We start from the raw sequence: 24,554 nt of genomic DNA on the forward strand, positions 1-24,554 counted from the left end.
CCGCCTTGCTTCAAACTTTCCTACAGCTGGAAATACGAATCGTCGAGCAACATATCTTCGAAGAACGCGCCGAATCGACGGTCTTTGTCGCGGATATGAATCTCGAGAACCCAGAGCTGCTGCGACGGGTGAAAGTCGATGCCCGACAAGGGCACGTTGACGATCGCCTTGTGAGGGAAATCGGCGATGCGATGTCCCGGCAGATCGAAATTCAGTTCCCAACCCCGTTGCTCGGCACTGGCTTGCGCAAAGTCGTAAAGCTCCTTGCCCGACGCGCCCGTGCTCAGCCAATGGCGGCGCACTTCGTGGAAAATCGTCTTGACGTCCGCGGCACAGCGGGCCATATCCGCATTCGATCCGGTGACGAAGGTGTCGCCGCCGTCGCCTTCCCACTGATTCCAGCAAGGCCCGATGTCGACCAGGAAGATATCGTCTTCGCCTAGCGTCAGGTTGGGGTCGATCGGCGTGCCGGCAATCTGCACGGTATTTTTGCCGAAGCGGACGTAGACGTCGTGCCAGCCTCTGAGCAAGCCCATCTCGGCCAGAATATCCTTCGCGGTTTCGATCGCGTCGGCCTCGACCATGCCCGGTTCGATCGCGGCGGCGATCGCGTTGACGGCGAGGCGAGTGTGCTCGCGCGCGACGAGCATCTGGGCGGCGTCGTAATGGGCTCCAACGGCCTCGAGCGGATGATTTGTTTCGTTCATGAGCGGTTCGGTTCAGATTGACGATGCGATCAAAAATCCCGCGTGGGGATGGTTATATGCAAGCCCTCGTGTTCGGCCTGCATGTCCAGCTGACACGACAGTCGATCTAGCGGACCACTGGCCGACAGCGCGCCGAGTAGACGTTTCTCGGCTCTCGACATCGCGGCTAGCTTCGGCAGATGCGCGCTGTCGATCGTCACGCGGCAGGTTCCGCACGACTGGTTGCCGCCGCAAATCGCCTGGACCAGGTTCTCGGCGGCGAGCGCGCGCATCAGCGATTCCCCGACCCGGCAACGCAACGATCGGGCGGAGCCATCCGGCAGCGAAATCGAAACGGAAACCTCGTCGCTCGCATCCGGTTGCGCGGTGGCGGTGAGATCGCTTGCCGACGGCTCGAAAGCGTCGAAAAAAAAGCGCTCGCTGGACAGGCCGCAATCCGACACCAGCCGCTCGCGCGCCATGCGCACCATCGCGGGCGAACCGCAGGCGAACACATAAGCGTCGCTGAGATCCGGATGCGCGGCGGCCGCGACGTCCTGCACGAAACCTTCCGCCGATGGCCAGTCCGGCGTGCCGGTCCGCATGACCGGGACGAAATGAAAATGTGCGCACTCCCGTTCGAGTGCATGCAGCGCTTGCGCCATGTACAGATCGTCGGGACGATCGCCGCCCCAGTACAGCCAGATCTCGTTTTGGGTCGCGGTCCTGACGTATCGGTCGATCATCGCCTTGAGCGGGGCGATGCCGGTTCCCGTGGCGAGCAGGATCACCTTGGCGTGCGCGTCCGGCGGGACTTGCCAGACACAGTCTCCGTAGGGCCCTGACATCGTCAACGAACTGCCGGGCTCGATCTGCTCGCGCAGCATGCGCGAGAACAAACCCTGCGCGTGCAAACGGATGTGCAGTTCGATCGTGCCATCGGGATGGCAGGGCGAAGCCATCGAATACGAGCGGTGCTCGTTCGTCCCCGGCACGGAGAGACTCAGATACTGCCCTTCCTGATAGGTGAAGGACGTATCCGTCGGGGACAAGCGGAGAATCACGACGGATCCCCCGCGATGTTCGAGGCTTTGTACGAGTGCCTGCATGGCGCCTCCGTTATGGATAGTCAGGGTGCGGCCCGACTGGCTGTCGCGAAGCCCGCGCAGCGGCTCCGCTCACTGAATGTACGAACTCACAAGCCGACTTCCTCGATGAGCGTCTTGCGCGAATTGCGGAACGAGTACACGGAGACCGTTCCGTCGCGCACGTTGCCGTGCGCGTCGAAGGCCAGCACGCCGAGCAGGCCCGAGTAGTTCGTCGCGGGCAAGACCGCCAGAATCTTGTCGGGCTGCGTCGAGTTCGCACGCTTCATCGCATCGGCGAGGACATACACCGCTTCGTACGAAAACGGTGCGAACACTTGCGGCGCGTCGCCGTATCTTTGCTTGAAGGACGCGTTGAATGTCGCGCCGCCGTTCATCTTTTCGATGGCGCGGCCGCCTTCGGTGCAGTAGACGTCGCCGGCCGCATCGCCCGCGAGTTGCGCCATGCGCGTGCTGCACAGACCGTCGCCGCCGACGATCTTCGACGCGATGCCGAGCTGTCGCGCCTGGCGCGCCAACGGGCCGCCTGTCGCGTCGACGCCGCCGTAGACGATCGCATCGGGCTTCTCTGCCTTGATCTTCGTGAGGATGGCGCGGAAGTCGACTGCCTTGGTGTTGGTCTCGTCGTGCGAGAGTACGTTGATGCCGAGCTCTTTGGCCCGCTTCTCGAATTCGGTGGCCAGACCCTGGCCGTAGGCGGTGGCGTCGTCGACGATCGCGACAGTCTTCACCTTCAGCGTCTTCCTGGCGAAGTCGGCAATGGCCGGGGCTTGCTGCGCGTCGCTGGCGATCAGACGGAAAGTCGTCTTGAAGCCCTGCGCGGTATAGGCCGGGTTGGAGGAGGCCGGCGACAATTCCGGAATCCCCGCGTCGTTGTAGATCTTCGATGCCGGAATCGAACAGCCCGAGTTGACGTGGCCGATTACCGCGCTCACGTGGCCGTCGACCAGCCGTTGCGCCACCTGGGTCGCGGTTCTCGGATCGGCCGCGTCGTCTTCGGATTGCAGCTTGAGCGTGATCTTCTTGCCGTCGATCGACAAACCGCTGTGATTCAGTTCGTCGACCGCGAGTCGCGCGCCGGCCTCGCTGTCCTTGCCGAGGTTCGCGCTTTCACCCGTCAACGGACCGGCAACGCCGATCACGACCACCTGCGCATCTTCCGCATGTGCACACGGCGCCATCGCCGCGAGCGCGACACTCGCGACACTCGCGACGCTTGCAACCTTCGCAACACCAAACAGAACGGGTCTACTGGACAATCGCAGCATGGGGGCCTCGCGTGGGCGGAAGAATGATTGGAGATAGGGTCTGCAACGCTTTGCCGGCCGAAGCAGTGGGGCGACTATACAAATCGTTCGGTATAAACTGAAGGACCACATAATCAGACTGGCGTTAGACCACTATGCCTCGGGGAAAGACCGCTTCTTCACTCGACCTCCCTTTACCGGCCACTTTCCCCCTCGCAGGAAATCGCTCCAAGCGCGACTGCATCGTCGATGCGATTCGCCACGCTATTTCGACAGGCCTTCTTCCGGCACAGGGCGATCTACCGTCGTCACGCACCTTGGCCGAGCGCTGGCAGGTGTCGCGCGGCACCGTGGAGGCGGCGTTCGATCAGTTGCATTCGGAAGGCTATGTGACGCGCACGCATGGTTCGGGCACCCGCGTGAGCGCCATCGTGCCGGACAGTTTTCTGCCGCCGCCGTCGTCGGCAGGCGGGGGGCGAGGACCGGCCGAAAAGACCGCGGACGCGGTGCAGGACGCACGATTGCCGGCCGCGTCGCCGGACTCGCCCGTGCGGGCCGGCGTTCCGTTCGTGGCCCGGCTGGCGGCACCCGAGCTTCTGCAGCAGTCGCCCTGGCAAAAGCATTCGACCGAGGCGGCCAAAGGCGAATCGGCGGCCGATGCAGGTTCAACGCCGCTGAGAGGTCTCGAGTCTCTGCGCCAGCAGATCGTCGCTTACCTGGGCGCATTCCGCGGACTGTCGTGCCGCCCGGAAGACATCTTCATCACCTCGGGCATCCGCTATGCGATCGATGCCGTCGCGCGCGTGGTGCTGACGCCCGGCAGCAAGGCGGCGATCGAGGACCCGGGTTATCCGGGCGCGAGGCGCATCGTCGAGCTGGCTGGTGCAAGCACGATCGACGTGCCGGTCGACGAACACGGCATGCGCGTCGCCGAGCTGGAACAGCACCCCGACGTGTCGCTCGTCTACATCACGCCGGCGCATCAGTCGCCGCTTGGCGTCAGCCTGTCGATCGATCGTCGCGAGACGCTGCTCGACTGGGCGCATGCGCATCGAGCGTGGATCATCGAGGACGATTACGACGGCGAATTCAGCTTCCAGTCGGCGCCGCTGCCCGCGCTCAAATCGCAGGACCGGCATCAGCGGGTGATCTACTGCAGTTCATTCAACAAGACGGTGCACGCGGGGCTGCGCGTCGGCTTCATGGTGATACCCGCGGCGCTTCAGCCCCGCGTGCTGGCGTTGTGGCAGACGATCGGTTCGCCCGTCAGCGCGACAGTGCAGCGCGCGTTGGCCAGCTTCATGGCGAGCGGAGATTTCGCCAGTCATCTGCGGCGCAGCCGGCAGGCTTATCAACAGCGTCGTGATGTCGTGCTTCGCGAGCTGGATCGCCACGCGCGCGAGCACATCACGGTAACCGGCAGTCATGCGGGATTTCACTTCGTGCTCTGGCTTAACTGGCTTAAGGACGGCATGGACGAGCAGGCGATCGTCACGCAGGCGGCCGCCGCCGGGATCGAATTGCAGCCGCTCGCATCGCTGTGCCGCAACGTGTCGTTCGGACCGGCGTTCATCGTCGGCTACTCTGCGTTGAGTCTTGCGCAGGCGAGGTTTTTCGGCCGCGAACTGGGTTCGATATTGCGCGCGCATGCCGATCTTGCCGCGTGCTGAAGCGCCCGGCTGCGCACACGCATGGGCCGTAACGGTCCGCAGCCGGACACGCGGGCGCGCGGCATCGGCCGGTCGGAATGCAATCGTCCGGTTTTCCCGCGCCACTCCGGTAAACTAGCGGTTTTTACCGCACCTCAGCCTCTCCCATGACTCAAGACGAACTCAAGCAACTGGTCGGCCAGGCCGCCGCCGACTACGTGAACGCCAACGTGCCCGAGGGCTCGGTGATCGGCGTCGGCACCGGCTCCACCGCGAACTGTTTCATCGATGCGCTGGCCGCCAGCAAATCGCGTTATCGCGGCGCGGTGTCGAGCTCGCTCGCCACCACCGCGCGTCTGCAATCGCACGGCTTCAAGGTCTTCGACCTGAACGAAGTCGAGTCGCTGCGCGTGTATGTCGACGGCGCGGACGAGATCGATCACGGCGGCGCGATGATCAAGGGCGGCGGCGGCGCGCTGACGCGCGAGAAGATCGTCGCGTCGGTGTCGGACGTGTTCGTCTGTATCGCGGATGCGAGCAAGCTGGTCGATACGCTCGGCAACTTCCCGCTGCCGATCGAAGTGGTGCCGATGGCGCGCACCGCGATCGGCCGCCGCGTCACCGCGCTCGGCGGTGTGCCGGTGGTGCGGGTCACGAAGGAAGGCGTGCCGTTCATCACCGACAACGGCAACGAGATCCTCGACGTCAAGGGTCTGCGCATCAGCGACCCGCGTACGCTGGAAATGCACATCAACGCATGGCCGGGCGTGGTAACGGTCGGCCTGTTTGCGGGGCGCGGCGCGAATCTGTGCCTGCTCGGCGGCGATACCGGCGTTCGGACGATCGAGTACGGCAAGGACTGATCGCCAACTCGAACTCAAACTCGAACTCGGCGCTTAGCTCGCGCAACGCGTGAGACCTGTTTCGGCGGATTGAAACGGGCTCGCGCGTTTTTGTTTTTCAGCGGGTCTTCACGACGTTGGCCGGCGCGTGCGGCTATCGCACCGGCGATTCGTCTGCCAATTCGGTTTCACGCGCCCGGCGCGGGCAAACCTGCGCGGACGAGCGATCGACCGGTGCGGATTCGCAAGAGGCGAACCGCGAGGCGTCATTATTCGCGCACTGTCGGTCGGCGAATGTGGGCACCCGCACGCACGACAAACGATACGCCCCCTACACTCATCGCTATATCCAGGAATCGTTCATCCACAGGCGAGAGATCATGAGAGTGGCGATCGTGCACGATTGGCTCGTCGCACCCGGCTGCGCCGAGAAGGTGCTCGAACAGATCATCGAATGCTTTCCTGACGCCGATCTCTTCAGTCTCGTCGACTTCCTCGAAGACCGCCGGCCGCTTGGCGGCAAACCGGTCACGACCTCGTTCATCCAACGCCTGCCGTTTGCCCGGCGACGCTTTCGCGCCTATCTGCCGCTGATGCCGCTGGCGATCGAGCAGTTCGATCTGTCCGGCTACGATCTGATCGTCACCAGTTCCCGTGCGCTCGCCAGAGGCGTGCTCGTCAGCCCCCATCAAACGCACGTGAGCTATGTGCATTCGCCGATGCGCTACGCGGCGGAGCGGCAACACCAATATCTGCGCGACGCGCGGCTGCTGGCCGGGCCGAAGTCGTGGGCAGCGCGCGCGATGCTCCATTACCTGCGAGGCTGGGAGGCACGCTCGGCGAACAGCGTCGATCGTTTGATCGCGAATTCGCCGCTCACCGCGCGCCGCATGCTGAAGACTCATCGTCGCGATGCCGCCGTGATTCCGCCGCCCGTCGACGTGCATGATTTCGCTCTGCGTACCGATAAGGACGATTTTTATCTGGCGGCCGCGCGGCTGGTGCCGGACAAGCGCGTCGATCTGATCGTCGAGGCGTTCAGCGCGACGCCGCATCGCAAGCTGGTGGTGATCGGCGACGGGCCGGAGCTGAGCGCGATCCGCGCGAAGGCGGGCCCGAACGTGACGATGCTCGGCCATCAGCCATCCGACGTGTTCAGGGACTATCTGCAACGTGCGCAGGCTTTGGTGTTCGCGGCGGAACAGGACTTCGACCTCGTGCCGCTCGAAGCGCAGGCGTGCGGCACACCGGTAATCGGCTTCGGCAAGGGCGGCGTGCTCGACACCGTGGTGCCGGTCGGCGAACCGCATCCGACCGGCGTGTATTTCGCGCGCCAGACGGTGGTGTCGATGCTCGGCGCGATCGACCGCTTCGAACGTCTGCGCGAGCAGATCACGCCCGCTGCCTGTCGCGCGAACGCCGAGCGGTTTTCGGCGGCGGCATTCCGGCGTGCGTTCATGGCCGAAGTGACCCGCACGATCGTGGCGGCGGGGCCGCGGCACGGGGTGAACGCCGCGGCACGCCGCGACCTCGAAACGAGCGTCGTGAGATGAAAAGTTGGTTGTCTCAATATTCGCATATTGCGAAGTTCTCGAAACGCGAATATTATGTTGAAACGTTGTCCCGCTGCAGTCCGAAAACCAGCCTTCGTCTTATGCCTTCAGGCTAGCTATCGGTGCGGGTCCGCAATGTTTAGCCTTGCAGATGAAGCGTGCAGGTTCAGCGCGCGAAATCTGATGAGGACAACACAATGCGGGTTATTTCAAAGAAGGCACTGCTGGACTTTATAAACAAACATCCGGGCGCGCGCGGTGCGCTAATGGCTTGGTACGCATTGGCGCAGGCTTGCCTCGCGAATAGTTATAACGACCTGAAGCGGACATTCGCCGGCGTGGACTACGTGCCGCCGCAGTACACGGTTTTCGACGTAGGCGGCAACAAGTTCAGGATCGTCGCGGCGATTCACTACAACAGGCAGTCGTTATTCGTTCGTCACGTATTGACGCATGCGGAGTACGACCTTTGGACGAGGAAGAATTCAAAATCATGAATGTCGATCGCCTTCCGGGAGTCTTTCCCGACGTCGCCCCTATCTGGGCCGCGCTGCAAACGCAGTTGCTGCTCAAGCCCATCCGTAGCGAAGAGGACTACCAGCAAATGGTGCGTCTCGCCAACTCGCTCGCCGACCATCTGAACGGCAACGAGGAAGAACCGCTTGCCGATCTGTTCGCGATCGTCGGCGATCTGATCGCGCGCTGGGAAGAGCAGCACGTGGAGATTCCGAAAGCCGAGCCGCGCGAGGTGTTGCGGCACCTGCTCGAAACGCACGGGCTCAAACAGAAGGATCTGATGGGCATTGCCTCGCCGACGGTGGTGAGCGACATTCTCGCCGGCCGCCGCGCGATCAGCAAAAAAGTCGCCAAGGCGCTCGCCGTGCGTTTTCATACCGACGTCAGCGCGTTTCTGTAAGCGTCGCGATTCGGATGCGATGGAGTCCGCGTCCGAATCGGATCTGCGTTGCATTCGCTTCGAATTCGTCTGGCGCGTTCAACCGTTCAGAGAAGTCGAGAATGATAAAGGGGCTGTGTCTGATTGCCAGGCACAGCCCCTTTGCATGGGTGGGTCACGTAACAGCTGCGTCGATGCTTCGGTTCTTCGATGCTTAGTGCCCGAGGAGGCCGCCGGCATCGCGATCAAAAAGCGTTGCGGCCGACAAACCCTTTGACGATCGTGATCAGCACGATTTTCATATCGAACCAGAACGACCAGTTGTGAATGTAGAAGAGGTCGAACTTGACGCGCGCCTCCATCTTCTCGACCTTGGTGGTGGCGCCGCGATAGCCGTTCACCTGAGCCCAGCCGGTGATGCCGGGCTTGATGCGGTAGCGGTTCATGTAGCCGTACACCTGGTCCTTGTAGAGATCGTCGTGTTCGACCGCGTGCGGGCGCGGACCGACCACCGACATCTGTCCAAGCAGCACGTTGAGAAACTGCGGCAGTTCGTCGAGACTGGTGCGGCGCATGAAGCCGCCGAGCTTCGTGACGCGCGCGTCGTTGCGCGATGCCTGCGTCACCGTGCCGTGTGCTTCGTGATGCACGGTCATCGAACGGAACTTGTAGATCGCGAACGGTTGACCATCCACGCCCTTGCGCGTTTGACGGAAAAACACCGGACCGGGCGACGTCAGCTTGATGCCGATCGCGAGCACGACGAAGATCGGCGCGAGCGCGAGCAGGGCGGCGGCGGCAAAGAGACGGTCGAAGATCAGCTTGGGCCACATCTTCGGCGCCGGCACCGGCGCGGTGCTCAGGTTCAAGCTCGGCAAGCCGACCACGTCGACGAGTCCGTGATTGAACAGCGAGAGGCTGCGGACATCGGGAATGAAGCGCAGATTCACGAAGTCGTTTCTGAACAGGCGCGTGAAGCGATAGATCGTATGTTCCTCGGAGAGCGGCAGCGCGAGCCACACCTCGTTCACGTGTTCGTCGCGCACCTTGTCCACGAACGTATGCAGATCGGTCAGCACGGGCAGGCGGTTGAGCCGCGTGCTGTAAGCGCCGGCGCCTTCGATGCGGCTGTCGCTGGTGTCGAACACGCACACTGGTTTGAAGCCCGCTTGCGGCGCGTGCTCGAGATGGGCGAGCAACGTCCGCGAGAAACCCGGCGCGCCGACAATGGCGACCGTGCGATAGTTCATGCCGCGGCGGCGCAGGCTACGCAGCGCCACGTGCACGAGGCACTTGGTGACGACGATCAGCGCGCCGGAGATCAGCGTGGAATAGCCGAACCACAGGCGCGACACCGCATCCATGCGATGCAGCGTGAAAGCCAGCACGAGCGCGGTCGCGACCACCACCAGCCAGGCGGCCGCGACGCGCGCCAGCATCGAGGGCAACGACTTGCCGCGCCACGTGTCGTAGACGCCGAAGCCGGGAAACAGCAGCAGCACCAGCACGCAGTTGAACGCGATCAGCAGACGCTCGGTGTCGGAGAGCGCGATCGGTGTCGAAAAACGCATCCAGTGAGCGAGCAGGCCGCCCGCAATCACGAAGAGCGCGTCGAGGAATCGCGCAGTATTCCTGAACATGATGAACTCTACCCGGTAGTCGAACGAAGCGGCATTTACTCGACTGTTTCAGCCTGGCGCAGACGCGGCAGCAACCGGTCGAATTCGCGCTTGACGAGCCCGTAGCATTCGCACGCGCGGGCTTCGAGGCCCTTGCGGTCGAGCACCTTGATGTGGCCGCGGCTGTGATGGATCAGCCCTTCGTCGTGCAACTTGCCGGCCGCCTCGGTAATGCCTTCGCGGCGCACGCCGAGCATGTCGGCGATCAGCTGCTGGGTCACGGTGAGATCGTTCGACGCCACGCGGTCCACTTCGATCAGCAACCAGCGGCACAATTGCTTGTTCAGCGCGTGATGGCGATTGCACGCGGCGGTTTGCGCGACCTGGGTGAGGAGGGCGTGCATGTACAGCAGCATCAGGCGGCGCAGGAAGTCCGAGCGCGCGAATTGCTGCTTGAGCGCCTGAGCGCTCATCCGGTACGCGAAGCCCGCGCATTGGACCTGCACGCGGTTCGGCATGGTTTCGCCGCCGGTCAGCACCGGTACACCGGTCATGCCTTCGCGACCTACCGCGGCGATTTCGACGGAACTGCCGTCCTCCATCGTCGAGAGCATCGAGATGATCGCGGTGGTCGGGAAGTAGACGTGATGGATGCGTTGACCGGAGTCGCACAGCAGTTGCTCAGTGCGCAGGTGAACCAGTTCGAGATGCGGAGCGAGCGCCTGCCATTCATGGGAGGGCAATGCGCCAAGCAAATGGTTGCCGTGCAGATCTGATTGAAGTGTCAACATGATCGGTCCTCGCGTGAAGCCGCGCGCTGCGTGGCTTCGTGTTTTTGATCCGATTCCCGTATCCGTCGGTGACGACAGCTGCCTGGCGAGCAGCAATGGATGAACAGGATCGGCCCCGTAATGGCCTGGTGCGCCGCCGCTGTTCTTGTTGATTTCGTTTGCGGTGGTGCGGTGTCGCGCTTTCCCTTTAGCGAGGAGTGTGCCAATGGCGGGTAAAGCCAGTCCTGGTGCGGCGCAGCGAGCGGAAGACCACCTTCGCGAGAAGCAAAATGTGGCTTTTTGTTTCAAATCTGTACACCCCGGGTCGCGCCGGCTGTCGTGGCCGTGGACATTTTTATTCGACTCAAGTCTTTGATCGCATTGACTTTGTGCCTGTTCGACAACGCCTGGCGAGAGGTGTCTCACGGATGCAATGCCCTTTGCATGACCGTTATCGAGGGATGTCCCGAATGTGCCGGATTTGATTCACATGTGTTCCATACGCCTCGTTCGCTGCCGCACGCGCGGCCCGATTGCGCGGCGCCTGAGTCGGATGAAAGCCGACAGTGCTGCTGTCGATCCAACAGGCCGCTACGCGCTGCGCCAGGCTGCATGGGCGTTCCGGGACGTGCCCTTGCATGATGTGCACGGTCGACGGTCGAAGCTGGCGGAAGTTGTCTTCACTGCGTGCGGTTCATCACGTTGCAATGTTCGCGAGGTATCGGCTTTAAACGCCAGGTTCGATGCGCGCGCAACTATTTTCGCAGGCCGGGTCGATGACGCTCTCGAGCTTGTCGCTCTGTCTGACGAAACGGTTTCGCTCGACGATTTGCGCTGTAGGCCGCGTCGCGCGGCGTTGCTGTCGTGGGGACGCTCGCGTGCGAGCCGGGCGTTGGGCGGTATTGCGTCGAGAGAATGCACTCAACGCGGCGTCGTTCGGGTAGTCAAATTTCGCCAGCACGATGTGTTGACGAACCGGCACACCGGTTTTGGCGGGCAGTGCGTAGAACGTATCGGATTCGTACATCGGATACGGTTCGCGCGCGACGGGTTCGCGGCAATGTCGAACATCGACGCCAACGCGTGGGACGATTGTGCGACGCTGTCGCTGATATGACGAATTCGCTGACACGCGAGCGTCATCGAGCTGCAACGTCAGAGGATATAAAGTGGGCTCGCGGTGCAGGCGCGCTCGCAGTCTTTGCACGTGCGAACGACGTGGATTGTTCTGACCAGTGTATATGCATCGATCCTCCGGAAGGACGAACCAGCGCAGTCGCAATTGAACGATGTTCGACACTCGATGCCTGCATGCGGTTGGGCAAAACGTAGCGTCGAAGAAACAACTGCGAGGCGGTTGTGCGCGAACGCATCCATGCAAAGAGTGGTGGCGGCTCGCATGCGTGGATGCGTGGTTCAATAACTCGTATTCAAGAATCGTCAACGCCCGAGGTCAGTGCGATGCCGCACGGAAACGCGCGGTTCGGCCACGTACCGTATCTCCATGACAAACGAACCGGCATGCCGGGCCACGTCGGCGAGGACGGCGTGTCATGCCGCGCTCGCTGGACCATTCGACCGCTGGGGAACGTGATGAACTGGAAAACGCTGGAATTCGAGCAGCTTTCGGCACGCGAGCTTTATCTGATTCTGCGGGCGCGCAGTGCGGTGTTCGTCGTCGAACAGTCGCATGTGTGTCTCGATGCCGATGGTCGCGACGAAAACTCGCTGCACGTGTTTGCGCTGGAGGACATTGCGCGGCCCATGCCGATTCTCGCCTATGCGCGCGTGCAACCGGGCGATGCGGAAGATCCGGAGATTACCATCGACAAGGTGCTGACCAGCCCGTTACGGCGCGGCGATGGCACGGCCGAACTGCTGGTCGAGCGCGTACTGCAGGCGATTGCCGAGCGCTGGCCTGGGCACGCGATGCGCGTGAGCGCGCCGCTCGGCTTGCGTGACTTCTACGAGCAGTTCGGTTTCCGCAAGACCGAAGGACCGTATCTCGAACATGGCGTGCCGTTCATCGGACTGACGCGTCAGGTGCGCAGCAGCCCGTCGCGCTTCGGCACGCGGCGCCGGGTGCGCGATGGCGCCGCGTTGGTGAATACGTTTGAGATGCTTTGATGGCAGTGGTTGCAGGGGAGAGTCGTGCGTTCGTGAACTTTGCGAATGTCAGTTGACTTTTGAAGCTGCTGGTCTTGACGGAATTTGCTGGCCTGGCGTTGTCGAATATCGTCGACTCGTTCGATGCTTCGGCTCAACTTTCAGCTTTCAGGTGCGTCTGGCGGATTCCGCGCTGCATGCGGCGAGGCCGCCAACACTTTTGCCCGCGTCAGCGCCTCGCTGATTTCGCCCAACACCTTGTCACGTGCCGCGTCGTCCTGCTGCCTGAGCGCAAACGACGGATGCCACGTCGCGATCGCCCACGCGCCTGCAATCTCGAACGGCGCGCCGACGTAATCACGCAGGCTGGCCTTGCCATGCAGCAGCGCATTCAGCGCGGTCGCTCCGAGCACGACGATCACGGCCGGCCGTACCGTGCGCAATTCCTGTTCAAGCCAGTGCGAACATGCTTCGATCTCACGCTGCCCGGCGGTTTTGTGCAGCCGGCGTTTGCCGCGCGGTTCCCATTTGAAATGCTTGACCGCATTGGTGAGATAAAGCTGGCTGCGCGACAGGCCCGCCCGCTCGATGGCGGCGTCGAGTAATTGTCCCGCGGGTCCGACGAATGGCTGACCGCTCAAATCTTCCTGATCGCCAGGCTGTTCGCCGATCAGCATGATGCGCGCGTCGCTCGGGCCGACGCCGCCGACCGCCTGAGTCGCGTTGCGCCATAGTTCGCAACGCCGGCAACGCTCCAGCGAAGACGGTGCGTCGCGCATGGGTTGCGCGAGTTCCGCTTCGATTGGAATCGATTTGCCGCCGAGCGTGCCGACGCCGCTCGCTTGCGCCACGCGACGCGCACCGCTTTTCGCCTCGCTGATCATCGTGGGTATCAGATGCCCCTCGGGCAGGCCTTTCCAGAAACGCACGGGCATGTGCAGTTCGAGCGCGGCTTCGTTCAGACGTGCCGGATTGAAGGTGCTGCGGTAGTAGGTGAGCCAGAGCGCTTCGGCTTCGTCGGCGGAGTCGCCGGCAGGTGCGTGCGCAGACGCATGCCGATGTTCGAGATGCAGGCGATCGCCGTCCCAGAACGCGGCGGCGCGCGGTGTGGCGATCATCCACGTCGAGCGGCCCATGCGCTGGGCGAAATGTTCGGCGCTCCAGCCGAGCACATCGTGATCCGGCTCGTACCACGCGATGTATTCCGGCGCTTGCGTGTCGGCGGAGGGCTGCTTTCGAAACCGCACGTAGGCGATCATGTCGTGCTTCGCGCGCCGCACGCTTTTGGCCATGGCGTTGAGGCGGGCGCCATCGACGTCGGCCGGCGAGGCGACTTCGCGCTCGCCCTGATGCCAGCGCCACAGCACTTTGTAGAGAAACGCCCAGCGCTGCGGATCGCGGTACAGCGCGGCGTCGTTCAGCAGCGCCGATAGTGCCTTGGAGACGCGCACGCTGGGGCTGTGCGGTATAGCGGAGCGGTGGGGTGTGCCGGGGTCGTAGGAGGTGGCGGGATCACGCGCGGCGTGGGAATGGCTCGGGGTGTCGGAGTCGCTCGGCGGGGCGGGATCGTTTGGCGCTGATGAATCACGCGACGCGTCGGAATGACGTGAGTTGCCGGAGTCGCGCTTGGTGTCGTAGTCGCGCAGTTTGTCGGAATCGCTCGGCGCACCGGAATCACGCGGCGTATCGGAGCCATGCGACTTATCAGAGTCGCGCGTTGCCGCGAGCTTGCAAGGCGAACTGGTTTCACGGAGCGGATTAAATTCGTCTGTCTCGCCATATTCGAACAGCGCCTGACCCTGCGTGAGTTCCGGCGCCTGTTTGACGCGCCATTCGATATATTCCGGCGCGAGCCCTTCGCTCAACGCACGCAGCGACGCCTCGCGCCAGGCGGAGAAATCGTCTTCGATCAGAATGGCTCGCATCTCGCCAACTCAGAGCAGCGCGAGTTGCACGGGCGGCGGCGTCAGCACCCGACGCAACTGTGCGGACGAAGCATCGTGCATCGCCGCCCGATAGTCTTGCGTGACCACGAATGGCTTGATTTTCTGCAGCGGACAACGCAAACGCACAAGGTCTTCATAGCGCACTCGCCGCGAACGCCGCAACTCGACCAGCCGCTGCGCATTGCGCAAACCAATGCCCGGCACGCGCGCGATCATGCGCAGCGGTGCACGATTCAGATCGACCGGGAACTGGTCGCGATGCGCAAGCGCCCACGCGAGTTTCGGATCGATCTCGAGCGACAGATTGCCTGGCTGCTCGAACAGTTCGTCGGCGCTGAAGCCATACCCGCGCATCAGAAAATCGGCCTGATACAGCCGGTGTTCGCGCAACAGCGGCGGTGCCTGTGCCGGCAGCGCGGACGGGCTGTCCGGAATTGGACTGAACGCCGAGTAGTACACGCGCTTCAGTTTGTATGCGCCGTATAGCGTGCCGGCGGTCTGCAGGATCGTGCTGTCGTTCGTCTGATCGGCGCCGACGATCATCTGCGTGCTCTGGCCGGCGGGCGCGAATCTGGGCGCACCCTTTGCCTTGGCTGATGGCGCAGTTTTGCCGCCGGCCCTGGGCGTGCCGGCCTCGCTCTGCGCCTCTTCCTGTGCAAGGCGGATGGACCCCATGGCGAGCTTGATGGTGCGGACGCTCTTTTCCGGCGCGAGCGTTGCAAGGCTACTGTCGGTCGGCAATTCGATATTCACGCTCAGACGGTCGGCATAGCGCCCGGCCTGGGCGATCAGTTGCGGGTCGGCGTCCGGAATCGTCTTCAGATGGATGTAGCCGCGGAACTGATGATCCTCTCGCAACGACCGGGCGACGCGCACGAGCTGTTCCATCGTGTAGTTCGACGACTGGATGATGCCGGAGCTGAGGAATAGTCCATCGATGTAATTGCGCCGGTAGAAATCCAGCGTCAACTCGACCACTTCCTCCGGCGTGAAGCGCGCGCGGGGCACGTTGCTCGAACGCCGGTTCACGCAATATTGGCAGTCGTACAGGCAGAAATTGGTGAAGAGGATTTTCAGCAGCGATACGCAGCGCCCGTCCGGCGTGAAGCTGTGGCAAATGCCGGCGCCGGTACTCGCACCCAGCCCGGCGATGCCGCGCGAGCTGCGTTTGGGCGCGCCGCTGCTCGCGCACGAGGCGTCGTACTTTGCCGCGTCAGCCAATACCTCGAGTTTTTTAAGCAATTCCACGTTGCCGCCAATACTGTATGGATGTACAGTATTGTACGTAAGCCATCCACTTGCGCAAGGGTTTTCGAAAGGGGACTGAATGGTCGATCGGACACATACAGGCGGGGCCTGGTTAAAACTACATAGCAAACGGAGAGTCGCTTGATGCCAGTTTTTCCCGCTCAGGAGCGCCATGCCTGAACAACTCTGGCTGCCCGGGCTGGAGGCGCCACCCACGCCGACAGACGGCCTGTTTCTCGCCGTTTTCCCCGATGCCCACACGGCGGCCGGCATCGCAAAGCTCGCGCAGCAGCTTTGCGGGGAAATGCGCGTGCGTAGCAAGCCGCTCGGCGCGGGGCGATTGCATGTCACGTTGCAGCATCTGGGGAATTTTGCAGGCGGTTTGCCGCCGGCTCGCGTCGAGGCGGCGATACGAGCGGCAGCATCGGTCCGTGTCGAGCCATTCACGGTCGAGTTCGATTCACTGGTCAGCTTTGCGTCGAGGCCTCGGCCGGGGCCGTTGGTGCTGGGTGGTGGCGACGGCGTGGTGAGGCTGTACGCGCTTCACGACATGTTGGTCGAGGCGTTGCGTAGCGCGGGTATCGAGGGGCGGGCGGGGGCTTCCGTCGTGCCTTATACGCCGCATGTCACGCTGGCTTACGGCATGCCGTGGGTTGCGACAAGGCCCATCGAACCCGTTAGCTGGAATGTGCGTGAGTTCGTGTTGATGCATAGCCTGCTTGGGCGCACGCGCCATGTGCCGCTAGCGCGCTGGCGTCTGGAGGGCGTGCGCTGATCGCGTGGGCCGGTACGTCGAGTGGCGAAGGATGCGGGGTTGTGGCCGATGCGGTCGCACTTTGAGCGTCGTCCGAGTCAAAATGCCAACGCCAACGCCAACGCCAACGCCAACGCCAACGGCATCCCGATGCGTACGCCACATAGCAGTCGACACGCACCACACGGCAATCGACAAGCGCTTGCCGGGCCACGCAAACGCTCGCAGTTCCCGAAATACCTGGAATCCGGAAACCAGGTGATTTCGTCGGTTGTCCCCAGCGAGCGGCGCAGCGCTCCCTGATAGAATGCACGGGCCGCAACGTAGTGGATTGCAGATGAAATTGCTTGATGCGCTAGTCGAACAGCGTATTGCCGCCGCGGCCGCGCGCGGCGAGTTCGACGACTTACCGGGCGCCGGCGCGCCGCTGCCGCTCGAGGACGACGCACTGGTCCCTGAAGAGGTGCGGGTCGCTAACCGGATACTGAAGAACGCGGGCTTCGTGCCGCCCGCCGTTGAGCAGTTGCGCGCACTGCGCGATCTGCAAGCGGAGCTGAATGCCGTGAGCGACCCGACTACCCGTTGCCGTCTGCAAGCGCGGATGCTCGCGCTCGATATGGCGCTGGAATCGCTGCGCGGCGGCCCGCTGGTGTTGCCGCGCGAATATTGCCGGCGTATTGCCGAACGTCTGTCCGAGCGTGTCGGCCGCGGTGATCTTGCACATGCGACAGATGCGGCAGATGCGGTAGATCCGGCAGACCCTGCAGGTCGTCCAGACGCGGGTTCGCAGTGAGCGGGCCGCTTGTCGTCAAGTCTTCGTCGCCGGATTCGGCATCGGGTGAACCGGGCCGTACGTCCGACATCCCGAACTCAGCGCATCAGGCTGCCGAGTCGGCAAACTCCGTCGAATCTCCCGCATTGCATGCAAGCAGCGACACGTCGCAACTGCTTATTGCGGCCACATCGATCGACGCAGCCTCGGTTTCCTCGTCCGCACCTTCTCCCATTTCCGAACGCGATCTCCGCTTCATGGCGCTAGCCCAGGCCGCCGCCGAACAGGCGCGCGCGGCCGGCGAAGTGCCGGTCGGCGCCGTGCTCGTGCGCGGCGACGAAGTGATCGCCAGCGGCTTCAATCATCCGATTGGCGGGCACGATCCGTCCGCGCATGCCGAAATGGTTGCGCTGCGTGCGGCGGCGCAAGCCGTCGAGAATTACCGTCTTCCCGGCTGTGAACTCTACGTCACACTCGAACCCTGTCTGATGTGCGCGGGCGCGATCATGCATGCGCGCATCGCCCGGGTGGTGTTCGGCGCGCGCGATCCGAAAACGGGCGCGTGCGGCAGCGTCGTCGATGCGTTCGCGAATCCGCAACTGAATCATCACACGTCGGTGATGGGCGGCGTGCTGGAGCGCGAGTGCGGGGCGGCGCTTCAGTCGTTCTTCGCCGATCGGCGTCGCGCGAGCCGCGAAGCACGCGCGGCGGCGCGCGCCGAAGCCGCCAATCTGAAAGCAGGCAACGACTCGAACAACCGACTCAGCAACGACTCGAACAACGAAACCAGCAACGAAGCCAACAAAAACGCGACCACCAGCCCGGCCAGCCCATCCACCCCGGTCTGAGTCTCGCCAACACTACTCATCCAGAACAGGTCTCTCCCCATGACCGTCCATCGCACCATCGAACTGATCGCACCGTCCGGCTATCCGCACGATCCCGAGAAGCTGCACCGCGCGTTGCAGCGTTTTCATGCGCAGGGGCATCGCGTCGAAGGCGTGGAGGTGACGAAGCGCCGCTATCAGCGTTTCGCCGGCACCGACGGCGAACGCGCGGCCGATCTGAACCGGCTCGCCGACCCGTCGCGTCCATTGCCTGACATCGTGCTGGCGGTGCGCGGCGGCTACGGCGCGGTGCGCATTCTGCATGGACTCGACTACGAAGGGCTGCAACGCCGCCTGACCGATCAGCCGGTCGCGCTGGTCGGGCATAGCGATTTCACCGCGATCCAGCTCGCGCTGCTGGCGCGCGCCGGCGTGAAGACCTTCGGCGGTCCGATGGTGATGAGCGACTTCGGCGCCGAGCAGGAGAGCGAATTCACGATGCAGCATTTCTGGTCGGCGCTTACCAAACCGACCCTGACCGTCACGGTCAACGCGCCGCAAGCGCATGCCGTCGATGTCTCCGGCATGTTGTGGGGCGGCAATCTGGCGGTGTTGTCGGCGCTGATCGGCACGCCGTACATGCCGCCGGTGCAGGGCGGCATCCTGTTTCTGGAAGACGTCAACGAGCAGCCGTTCCGCGTCGAACGGATGATTTATCAACTGCATCTGGCGGGTATCCTCGCGCAGCAGCAGGCGCTGGTGCTGGGCGACTTCTCCGGCGGCAAGGCATACGACTACGACAACGGCTACGACCTGCACGCGATGATCGAGCAGGTGCGCTCGGTGGTCGGCATTCCCGTTCTCACCGGCTTGCAGTTCGGGCACATCCACAACATGCTGACGTTGCCGGTCGGCGCCGACGCGCATCTGGTCGCCGATGCACATGGATTCAAGCTGAACCTGTCGGGGTATCCGACGCTAGCTTGACGTGTCGGCAAGCGCGAAGCGGGCAGTTTGCCCGCTTTTCTTTAACGTCACGAAAGCAACTAACCGTCATTATTTAAACCGTCTCAAGAAGCAGCGCGGCAGCGACTGTCAGCCAATATTGTTGACAAAAACAGCTTCCAATGGACGACAACCGAGGCATCTAATTAAACTCCTACAGAGCCTGAATAAGGATAGTAGGGCCATCGCAGCGTCCCCGCGCCAGAGCAGCCAAGCCTCTCCCCGAAGATTGTCGATATTCAAGATAAAAATTGTTGACAATCTTTATGTCCATCCTATGATGACCAACATACCGAGACGCACATCATGTCCGATACAGATACCGCGGCCGTCAACAGTTCGAAACCCGAAGCGATCGCCGAGCGCATCCGCGCCGCGATCCTCGAGCATCGGCTCGCGCCGGGCGCGAAATTGACGGAAGCCCAGTTGTGCGAAGTATTCGGCGTCAAGCGCGGCCCCATCCGGCAAGCGCTGGCGCAACTGGCCACCGACCATCTCGTCGACCTCGAACCGAATCGCGGGGCGTTCGTCGCGAGTCCGTCGCTGCAGGAAGTGCATGAAGTGTTCGAGATGCGCCGCATCATCGAACTGGCGGTCGTCGAAAAGATTTGCAATGGGCACGGCATGCGGCGCCTGAAGGGCATCGGCAGCATGATCGGCCGCGAACGCAAGGCGTTCGAAACGCGCGATTTTCCGGCGTGGATCCGCCTGTCGGGCGAGTTTCACACCGAGCTGGCCGGTCTCACCGGTAATGCCGTGTTATGCGACTGCCTGAACGGTCTGGTGGCGCGTTCCACGCTGATTTCCGCGCTGTACGAGTCGCTTGGACGGAGCCCATGCTCGTTCGAGGACCACGAAGCCATTCTCGCCGCGCTCGACGCCGGCGACGCAAAGGAGGCCGCGGCCCTGATGTCGCGCCACTTGCAAAGCGTCGAGTTGAAGATGCTGGAGCGCCCCGCGCGCGGCGCGGCCGATCTGCACGAAGTGTTCGGCGCGCTCGGCGGTGCATCGAAGGAAATGTCCCAGGACGCTGTCAAGGCGTCGTCGAAGAACAAGTCCGCGCCAGGCTGAGGCATGCGGCCGGTGTGCGCCTGTCGATGGTGCGCGCCGCACTGAATTGAACTGAACCGAATCTGGCGTCGCAAGGCGGCTCGTCGTGAGCGCTGCCGGCTTGTGCACGCCCGTCCGTCGACGGAATGCGGACGCTGAAAGGCATCGAGCAGCGACGTCACGCCCGCCATTCGCGGCTGCGGGCGCGACGACAACCACAAGTACTTCAAGTACGGAGACACCCGCGGCCCGGCCGGACAGACGCCGACTCGCTTCCACCTGGAAACGGGGCACGACTGGCATGGCCGATGCAATGTCCTTCGGTTCGCAATCGACGGTCCCCATCCCAAGGAGGAATCATGGCTCAGTTCAGTGCAGCGCCCGGTAACCCGGCCATTCACGCATACGGCGACGAAGGCGCGTCCAGCGACCCGTCGATGCCCGCCGGCTACAGCGAGCGGCTCTACAACGAAGACCTCGCGCCGCTGCGCCAGCAGACCTGGGGCGCGTACAACATCTTCGCGTTCTGGATGTCGGACGTGCACAGCGTCGGCGGTTACGTGTTCGCGGGCAGCCTGTTCGCGCTCGGTCTAACCAGCTGGCAGGTGTTGATCGCGCTGCTGGTCGGCATCACGATCGTCAATTTGCTGTGCAACCTGATCGCGAAGCCGAGCCAGGCGAACGGCGTGCCGTATCCGGTCGCGTGTCGCGCGACGTTCGGTGTGCTCGGCGCGAACATTCCCGCTGTGATTCGCGGTCTGATCGCGGTCGCGTGGTACGGCATTCAGACGTATCTCGCATCGAGCGCGCTGGTGATCGTGGTGCTGAAGTTCGTGCCGCAGTTGCTGCCTTATGCCGATGTCCACCATCACGGTTTTCTGGGTCTGTCCACGCTCGGCTGGTCCGGTTTCATGCTGCTGTGGGTGCTGCAGGCGCTGGTGTTCTGGCACGGCATGGAGACCATCAAGAAGTTCATCGACTTCGCCGGTCCGGCCGTGTACGTGGTGATGTTCATTCTCGCGGGTTACATGGTGTATCGCGCGGGCTGGCGCAACATCGGCATCAACCTGGGCGGCGTCAAGTATCACGGCATGGCGGTGGTGCCAGTGATGATCACGGCGATCTCGCTGGTGGTCTCGTACTTCTCGGGACCGATGCTGAATTTCGGCGATTTCTCGCGTTACGGCAAGAGTTTCCGCAGCGTGCAGCGCGGCAATTTCTGGGGCTTGCCGGTCAACTTCCTGGCCTTCTCGCTGGTGACGGTGATCACGACGGCGGCCACGCTGCCGGTGTTCGGCCAACTGATCACGGACCCGGTCGAAACGGTGGGCCGCATCGACTATCCGACCGCGGTGATTCTCGGCGCGCTGACGTTCACGATCGCGACCATCGGCATCAACATCGTCGCGAACTTCGTGTCGCCCGCGTTCGATTTCTCGAACGTCGCGCCGCGTCTGATCAGCTGGCGCGCGGGCGGCATGCTGGCGGCGGTGGCGTCGATCTTCATCACGCCGTGGAATCTGTTCAACAACCCGGCCGTGATCCACTACACGCTCGATGTACTCGGCAGCTTCATCGGACCTTTGTACGGCGTCCTGATCGTCGACTACTACCTCGTGAAGCGTCAGAAGATCGTGCTCGACGATCTGTACACGGTCGCGCCCAGTGGCTCGTACTGGTATCGCAACGGCGTGAACTATCGCGCGGTGGCGGCGCTGCTGCCGGCTGCACTGATCGCCGTACTGTGCGTGATGGTGCCGGGGCTCGACGGCATGGCGAACTTCTCGTGGTTCATCGGCGCGGGACTGGCCGCGCTGTTCTATCGCGCGCTTGCTCGCTAGGCATCGCCGGTCCGGGCCGCCGAGGCGATGGATTCGCCGGACGGCGCGGCACGGCAAGCGCAACGGTAGTAGCAACACCAACGCCAACGCAACACGAGCGCGGCACAAGCAACAGGAGTCGATATGCGCATCAAACTGATCAACCCGAACACGACCCAGCGGATGACCGACGCGATGGGCCGTTGCGCGCGCGAGGTCGCCGCGCCGGGCACCGAGGTGATCGCGGTCAGCCCGACGATGGGGCCGCCGTCGATCGAAGGCTATTACGACGAGGCGCTCGCCACGCCGGGTCTGCTCGCCGAGGTGATGGCCGGCGAGCGCGAAGGCTGCGACGGCTACGTGATCGCCTGCTTCGGCGATCCCGGCCTGTACGCCGCGCGCGAACTGGCGCGCGGCCCGGTGATCGGCATCGCGGAGGCGGCGATGCACGCGGCGAGCGTACTCGCGCCGGGCTTCTCGGTCGTCACGACGCTCGCGCGGACCTGCGGAATGGCATGGCATCTCGCGGAGCGTTACGGGATGAAACGTTTCTGCCGCAACGTGCGCGCCACCGACGTCGCCGTGCTCGATCTCGACAAGCCGGGCTCGGCGGCGCGCCGCATCATCCTCGACGAGTGCCGCCGCGCGCTCGAGGAAGACGGCTCGGACGCGATCGTGCTGGGCTGTGCGGGCATGGCCGAACTGTGCGCGGAAATCGAGGACGCGCTGGGCGCGCCGGTGATCGAGGGCGTGACGGCCGCGGTGAAATGGACCGAGGCGCTGATCGCGCTGCGTCTCGCGACGGCCAAGCGCGGCGACTACGCGCGACCGCTCGCGAAACGCTACGACGGCGCGCTGCAGGCGTTCAGCCCGGGCGTCGACGTAGCCGGTCCGGCGCTGCCGCGCGGAGCGCCCGCCGGTGCCTCGGCGAATCGGGAGGAGAGCGCGCAAGCCCTTGATTTACTGCGGGTAAACACGGTCAAACCGGGCCCGCACATACATTCAGTCTGACACGCACTATCTGCCCGGGTGTATGGGCGCACCCGGGCGTTTTCGCTACACTGGTCCCACTCTGCGCTGGCCCCCGCGACACGCTGTTCCGCCGCACTCCGGCGCTGCAACCACGCCACCTCCCACGCGAAGTTTACGTACCGTCACCACGCATTCGTCAAACCATGTCACTCGACCCGAACTACCCACGCGATCTGATCGGCTACGGCCGCCACCCGGTGCAGGCGAACTGGCCGGGTCAAGCGCGTGTTGCAGTGCAATTCGTTCTGAATTACGAGGAAGGCGGTGAAAACTGCGTGTTGCACGGCGACCCGGGCTCGGAGCAGTTCCTCTCGGAGATCGTCGGCGCCGCGGCCTACCCGGCGCGCCACATGAGCATGGAGTCGATCTACGAATACGGCTCGCGCGCAGGCGTCTGGCGCATTCTGCGCGAATTCGAGAAGCGCGGCCTGCCGCTTACGGTGTTCGGCGTCGGCATGGCGATCGAACGGCATCCGGAAGTCGCGCGCGCGTTCGTCGAGCTGGGTCATGAAATCGCCTGCCACGGTTATCGCTGGATTCACTATCAGGACGCGTCGCCGGAGAAGGAAGCCGAGCACATGCGCCTCGGCATGGAAGCGATCGAGCGCGTGACTGGCGAGCGTCCGCTCGGCTGGTACACCGGCCGCGACAGTCCCAACACGCGCCGTCTCGTCGCCGAATACGGCGGCTTCCTGTACGACTCGGACAACTATGGCGACGATCTGCCGTTCTGGCAGGACGTCGAAATCACCGGCGGCGCGAATGTGCCGCAACTGATCCTGCCGTACACGCTCGACACCAACGACATGCGTTTCGCGAGCCCGCAAGGCTTCAACACGGCGGACCACTTCTTCACGTACCTGCGCGACGCATTCGACGTGCTGTACGAAGAAGGCGACGAAGCGCCGAAGATGCTGTCCATCGGCATGCACTGCCGTCTGCTCGGACGCCCTGGGCGTTTCCGCGCACTGCAACGTTTCCTCGATCACATCGAAAAGCACGATCGCGTGTGGGTGACGCGGCGCGTCGATATTGCGCGCCACTGGCGCGAACATCACCCTTACCAACAAAACCACCGCGGGGCTGCGGCATGAAGGCGATGCAATACACTCTGGACCAACTCAACAGCACCTCGGCCGACGCGTTCGTCGCAGCGCTGTCCGGCATTTTCGAGCATTCGCCGTGGGTCGCGGAAATCGCCGCGCAACAACGGCCGTTCGGCAGCATCGACGAGTTGCATCGCAAGATGTCGGCGATCGTCGAGAACGCCGGCGAAGAGAAGCAACTGGCGTTGATCAACGCCCACCCGGAGCTCGCCGGCAAAGCAGCAGTGCGCGGCGAGCTGACCGCGGAATCGACCCGCGAGCAAAGCGGCGCGGGCCTGTCGCAATGCACGCAGGAAGAGTTCGACAAGCTGCTCGCGTTGAACAGCGCGTATCGCGAGAAGTTCGGCTTCCCGTTCATCCTGGCGGTGCGCGGCTATGACCGCCACGGCATCATCGCGAACTTCGAGGCGCGCGTGAACAACAGCCGCGCCGACGAACTGCGCGCCAGTCTCGATCAGATCTACCGCATCGCACGTTTCCGGCTCGACGACCTGATCGACGCCTGACGAGGCACGTCTCGC

General features: G+C 63.4%; 23 protein-coding genes. 16 read left to right on the top strand and 7 right to left on the bottom strand.

Translation table 11 applies throughout. The annotated features are described in order from the left end of the window. Window positions 1-20 precede the first annotated feature (20 nt). The 3 genes from LFL96_RS07990 to LFL96_RS08000 form a co-directional block, all read right to left on the bottom strand. The gene (locus LFL96_RS07990) at window positions 21-707 is read right to left on the bottom strand and encodes a M24 family metallopeptidase (RefSeq protein ID WP_280999928.1); all 687 of its coding nucleotides are present in this window, start codon (window positions 705-707) and stop codon (window positions 21-23) included. A gap of 29 nt (window positions 708-736) precedes the next feature. Then, window positions 737-1,795, bottom strand: a complete 1,059-nt coding sequence (locus tag LFL96_RS07995; protein ID WP_280999930.1) for an FAD-binding oxidoreductase — start codon at window positions 1,793-1,795, stop codon at window positions 737-739. Between the two features lie 86 nt (window positions 1,796-1,881). Next, window positions 1,882-2,973, bottom strand: a complete 1,092-nt coding sequence (locus tag LFL96_RS08000) for a branched-chain amino acid ABC transporter substrate-binding protein (RefSeq protein WP_281000620.1) — start codon at window positions 2,971-2,973, stop codon at window positions 1,882-1,884. A gap of 221 nt (window positions 2,974-3,194) precedes the next feature. On the opposite strand from LFL96_RS08000, the gene LFL96_RS08005 reads away from it, so the two are divergent. The 5 genes from LFL96_RS08005 to LFL96_RS08025 all read left to right on the top strand — a co-directional run bounded on the left by LFL96_RS08005 (window position 3,195) and on the right by LFL96_RS08025 (window position 7,999). After that, window positions 3,195-4,709, top strand: coding sequence for a PLP-dependent aminotransferase family protein (locus LFL96_RS08005; RefSeq protein WP_280999932.1), 1,515 nt, complete (start codon window positions 3,195-3,197; stop codon window positions 4,707-4,709). Window positions 4,710-4,855: 146 nt separating this feature from the next. Next, on the top strand, window positions 4,856-5,551 hold the full coding sequence (rpiA, locus tag LFL96_RS08010) for a ribose-5-phosphate isomerase RpiA (RefSeq protein WP_280999934.1): 696 nt from the start codon (window positions 4,856-4,858) through the stop codon (window positions 5,549-5,551). Window positions 5,552-5,910: 359 nt separating this feature from the next. Further along, window positions 5,911-7,083: a glycosyltransferase gene (locus tag LFL96_RS08015; RefSeq protein ID WP_280999936.1), complete on the top strand. Its 1,173-nt coding sequence runs from the start codon at window positions 5,911-5,913 to the stop codon at window positions 7,081-7,083. Between the two features lie 158 nt (window positions 7,084-7,241). Next, the gene (locus LFL96_RS08020) at window positions 7,242-7,580 is read left to right on the top strand and encodes a type II toxin-antitoxin system HigB family toxin (RefSeq protein WP_280999938.1); all 339 of its coding nucleotides are present in this window, start codon (window positions 7,242-7,244) and stop codon (window positions 7,578-7,580) included. Continuing rightward, window positions 7,577-7,999 (top strand): transcriptional regulator, encoded by a 423-nt coding sequence (locus LFL96_RS08025; RefSeq protein ID WP_280999939.1) that lies wholly within the window; start codon window positions 7,577-7,579, stop codon window positions 7,997-7,999. Before LFL96_RS08020 ends, LFL96_RS08025 begins: the two co-directional genes overlap by 4 nt. Window positions 8,000-8,223: 224 nt before the next feature. Here LFL96_RS08025 and LFL96_RS08030 read toward each other — a convergent pair whose 3' ends face one another. After that, the gene (locus LFL96_RS08030) at window positions 8,224-9,618 is read right to left on the bottom strand and encodes an undecaprenyl-phosphate glucose phosphotransferase (RefSeq protein WP_280999941.1); all 1,395 of its coding nucleotides are present in this window, start codon (window positions 9,616-9,618) and stop codon (window positions 8,224-8,226) included. 35 nt (window positions 9,619-9,653) lie between these two features. Continuing rightward, complete coding sequence (locus tag LFL96_RS08035; protein WP_006048767.1) at window positions 9,654-10,388, bottom strand: Crp/Fnr family transcriptional regulator; 735 nt, start codon at window positions 10,386-10,388, stop codon at window positions 9,654-9,656. A gap of 532 nt (window positions 10,389-10,920) precedes the next feature. On the opposite strand from LFL96_RS08035, the gene LFL96_RS08040 reads away from it, so the two are divergent. Together LFL96_RS08040 and LFL96_RS08045 are read left to right on the top strand one after the other, a co-directional pair. Continuing rightward, window positions 10,921-11,484, top strand: a complete 564-nt coding sequence (locus LFL96_RS08040; RefSeq protein ID WP_280999947.1) for a hypothetical protein — start codon at window positions 10,921-10,923, stop codon at window positions 11,482-11,484. A gap of 476 nt (window positions 11,485-11,960) precedes the next feature. Further along, the gene (locus LFL96_RS08045; protein WP_280999949.1) at window positions 11,961-12,494 is read left to right on the top strand and encodes a GNAT family N-acetyltransferase; all 534 of its coding nucleotides are present in this window, start codon (window positions 11,961-11,963) and stop codon (window positions 12,492-12,494) included. A 140-nt stretch (window positions 12,495-12,634) separates the two neighbouring features. Here LFL96_RS08045 and LFL96_RS08050 read toward each other — a convergent pair whose 3' ends face one another. Both LFL96_RS08050 and LFL96_RS08055 read right to left on the bottom strand, forming a co-directional pair. Then, window positions 12,635-14,398, bottom strand: a complete 1,764-nt coding sequence (locus tag LFL96_RS08050; protein WP_280999951.1) for a UdgX family uracil-DNA binding protein — start codon at window positions 14,396-14,398, stop codon at window positions 12,635-12,637. A gap of 9 nt (window positions 14,399-14,407) precedes the next feature. Then, window positions 14,408-15,667 carry a putative DNA modification/repair radical SAM protein gene (locus LFL96_RS08055; protein WP_281000622.1) on the bottom strand — a complete coding sequence of 420 codons (1,260 nt, stop codon included), beginning with the start codon at window positions 15,665-15,667 and terminating at the stop codon, window positions 14,408-14,410. Window positions 15,668-15,839: 172 nt separating this feature from the next. On the opposite strand from LFL96_RS08055, the gene LFL96_RS08060 reads away from it, so the two are divergent. The 9 genes from LFL96_RS08060 to uraD all read left to right on the top strand — a co-directional run bounded on the left by LFL96_RS08060 (window position 15,840) and on the right by uraD (window position 24,539). Further along, window positions 15,840-16,442, top strand: coding sequence for a 2'-5' RNA ligase family protein (locus tag LFL96_RS08060; protein ID WP_280999953.1), 603 nt, complete (start codon window positions 15,840-15,842; stop codon window positions 16,440-16,442). A 316-nt stretch (window positions 16,443-16,758) separates the two neighbouring features. Beyond that, a complete protein-coding gene (locus tag LFL96_RS08065) occupies window positions 16,759-17,214 on the top strand; it encodes a DUF1992 domain-containing protein (RefSeq protein WP_280999955.1) in 456 nt (151 codons plus the stop codon). A gap of 158 nt (window positions 17,215-17,372) precedes the next feature. After that, window positions 17,373-18,041, top strand: coding sequence for a tRNA adenosine(34) deaminase TadA (gene tadA, locus LFL96_RS08070; protein WP_281000624.1), 669 nt, complete (start codon window positions 17,373-17,375; stop codon window positions 18,039-18,041). Between the two features lie 39 nt (window positions 18,042-18,080). Further along, entirely contained in the window at window positions 18,081-19,007 is a 927-nt protein-coding gene (gene ldcA, locus LFL96_RS08075) for a muramoyltetrapeptide carboxypeptidase (RefSeq protein ID WP_280999957.1), read from the top strand. A gap of 324 nt (window positions 19,008-19,331) precedes the next feature. After that, the gene (locus LFL96_RS08080; protein ID WP_280999959.1) at window positions 19,332-20,096 is read left to right on the top strand and encodes a GntR family transcriptional regulator; all 765 of its coding nucleotides are present in this window, start codon (window positions 19,332-19,334) and stop codon (window positions 20,094-20,096) included. Between the two features lie 338 nt (window positions 20,097-20,434). Next, a complete protein-coding gene (locus LFL96_RS08085) occupies window positions 20,435-21,916 on the top strand; it encodes an NCS1 family nucleobase:cation symporter-1 (RefSeq protein WP_280999961.1) in 1,482 nt (493 codons plus the stop codon). Between the two features lie 123 nt (window positions 21,917-22,039). Continuing rightward, window positions 22,040-22,906 carry an aspartate/glutamate racemase family protein gene (locus LFL96_RS08090; RefSeq protein ID WP_280999963.1) on the top strand — a complete coding sequence of 289 codons (867 nt, stop codon included), beginning with the start codon at window positions 22,040-22,042 and terminating at the stop codon, window positions 22,904-22,906. A gap of 164 nt (window positions 22,907-23,070) precedes the next feature. Continuing rightward, window positions 23,071-24,021: an allantoinase PuuE gene (puuE, locus tag LFL96_RS08095; RefSeq protein ID WP_280999965.1), complete on the top strand. Its 951-nt coding sequence runs from the start codon at window positions 23,071-23,073 to the stop codon at window positions 24,019-24,021. Then, on the top strand, window positions 24,018-24,539 hold the full coding sequence (gene uraD / locus LFL96_RS08100) for a 2-oxo-4-hydroxy-4-carboxy-5-ureidoimidazoline decarboxylase (RefSeq protein WP_280999967.1): 522 nt from the start codon (window positions 24,018-24,020) through the stop codon (window positions 24,537-24,539). Before puuE ends, uraD begins: the two co-directional genes overlap by 4 nt. Window positions 24,540-24,554 lie beyond the last annotated feature (15 nt).

The sequence above is a fragment of the Paraburkholderia sp. D15 genome (assembly GCF_029910215.1).
Lineage (GTDB): Bacteria > Pseudomonadota > Gammaproteobacteria > Burkholderiales > Burkholderiaceae > Paraburkholderia.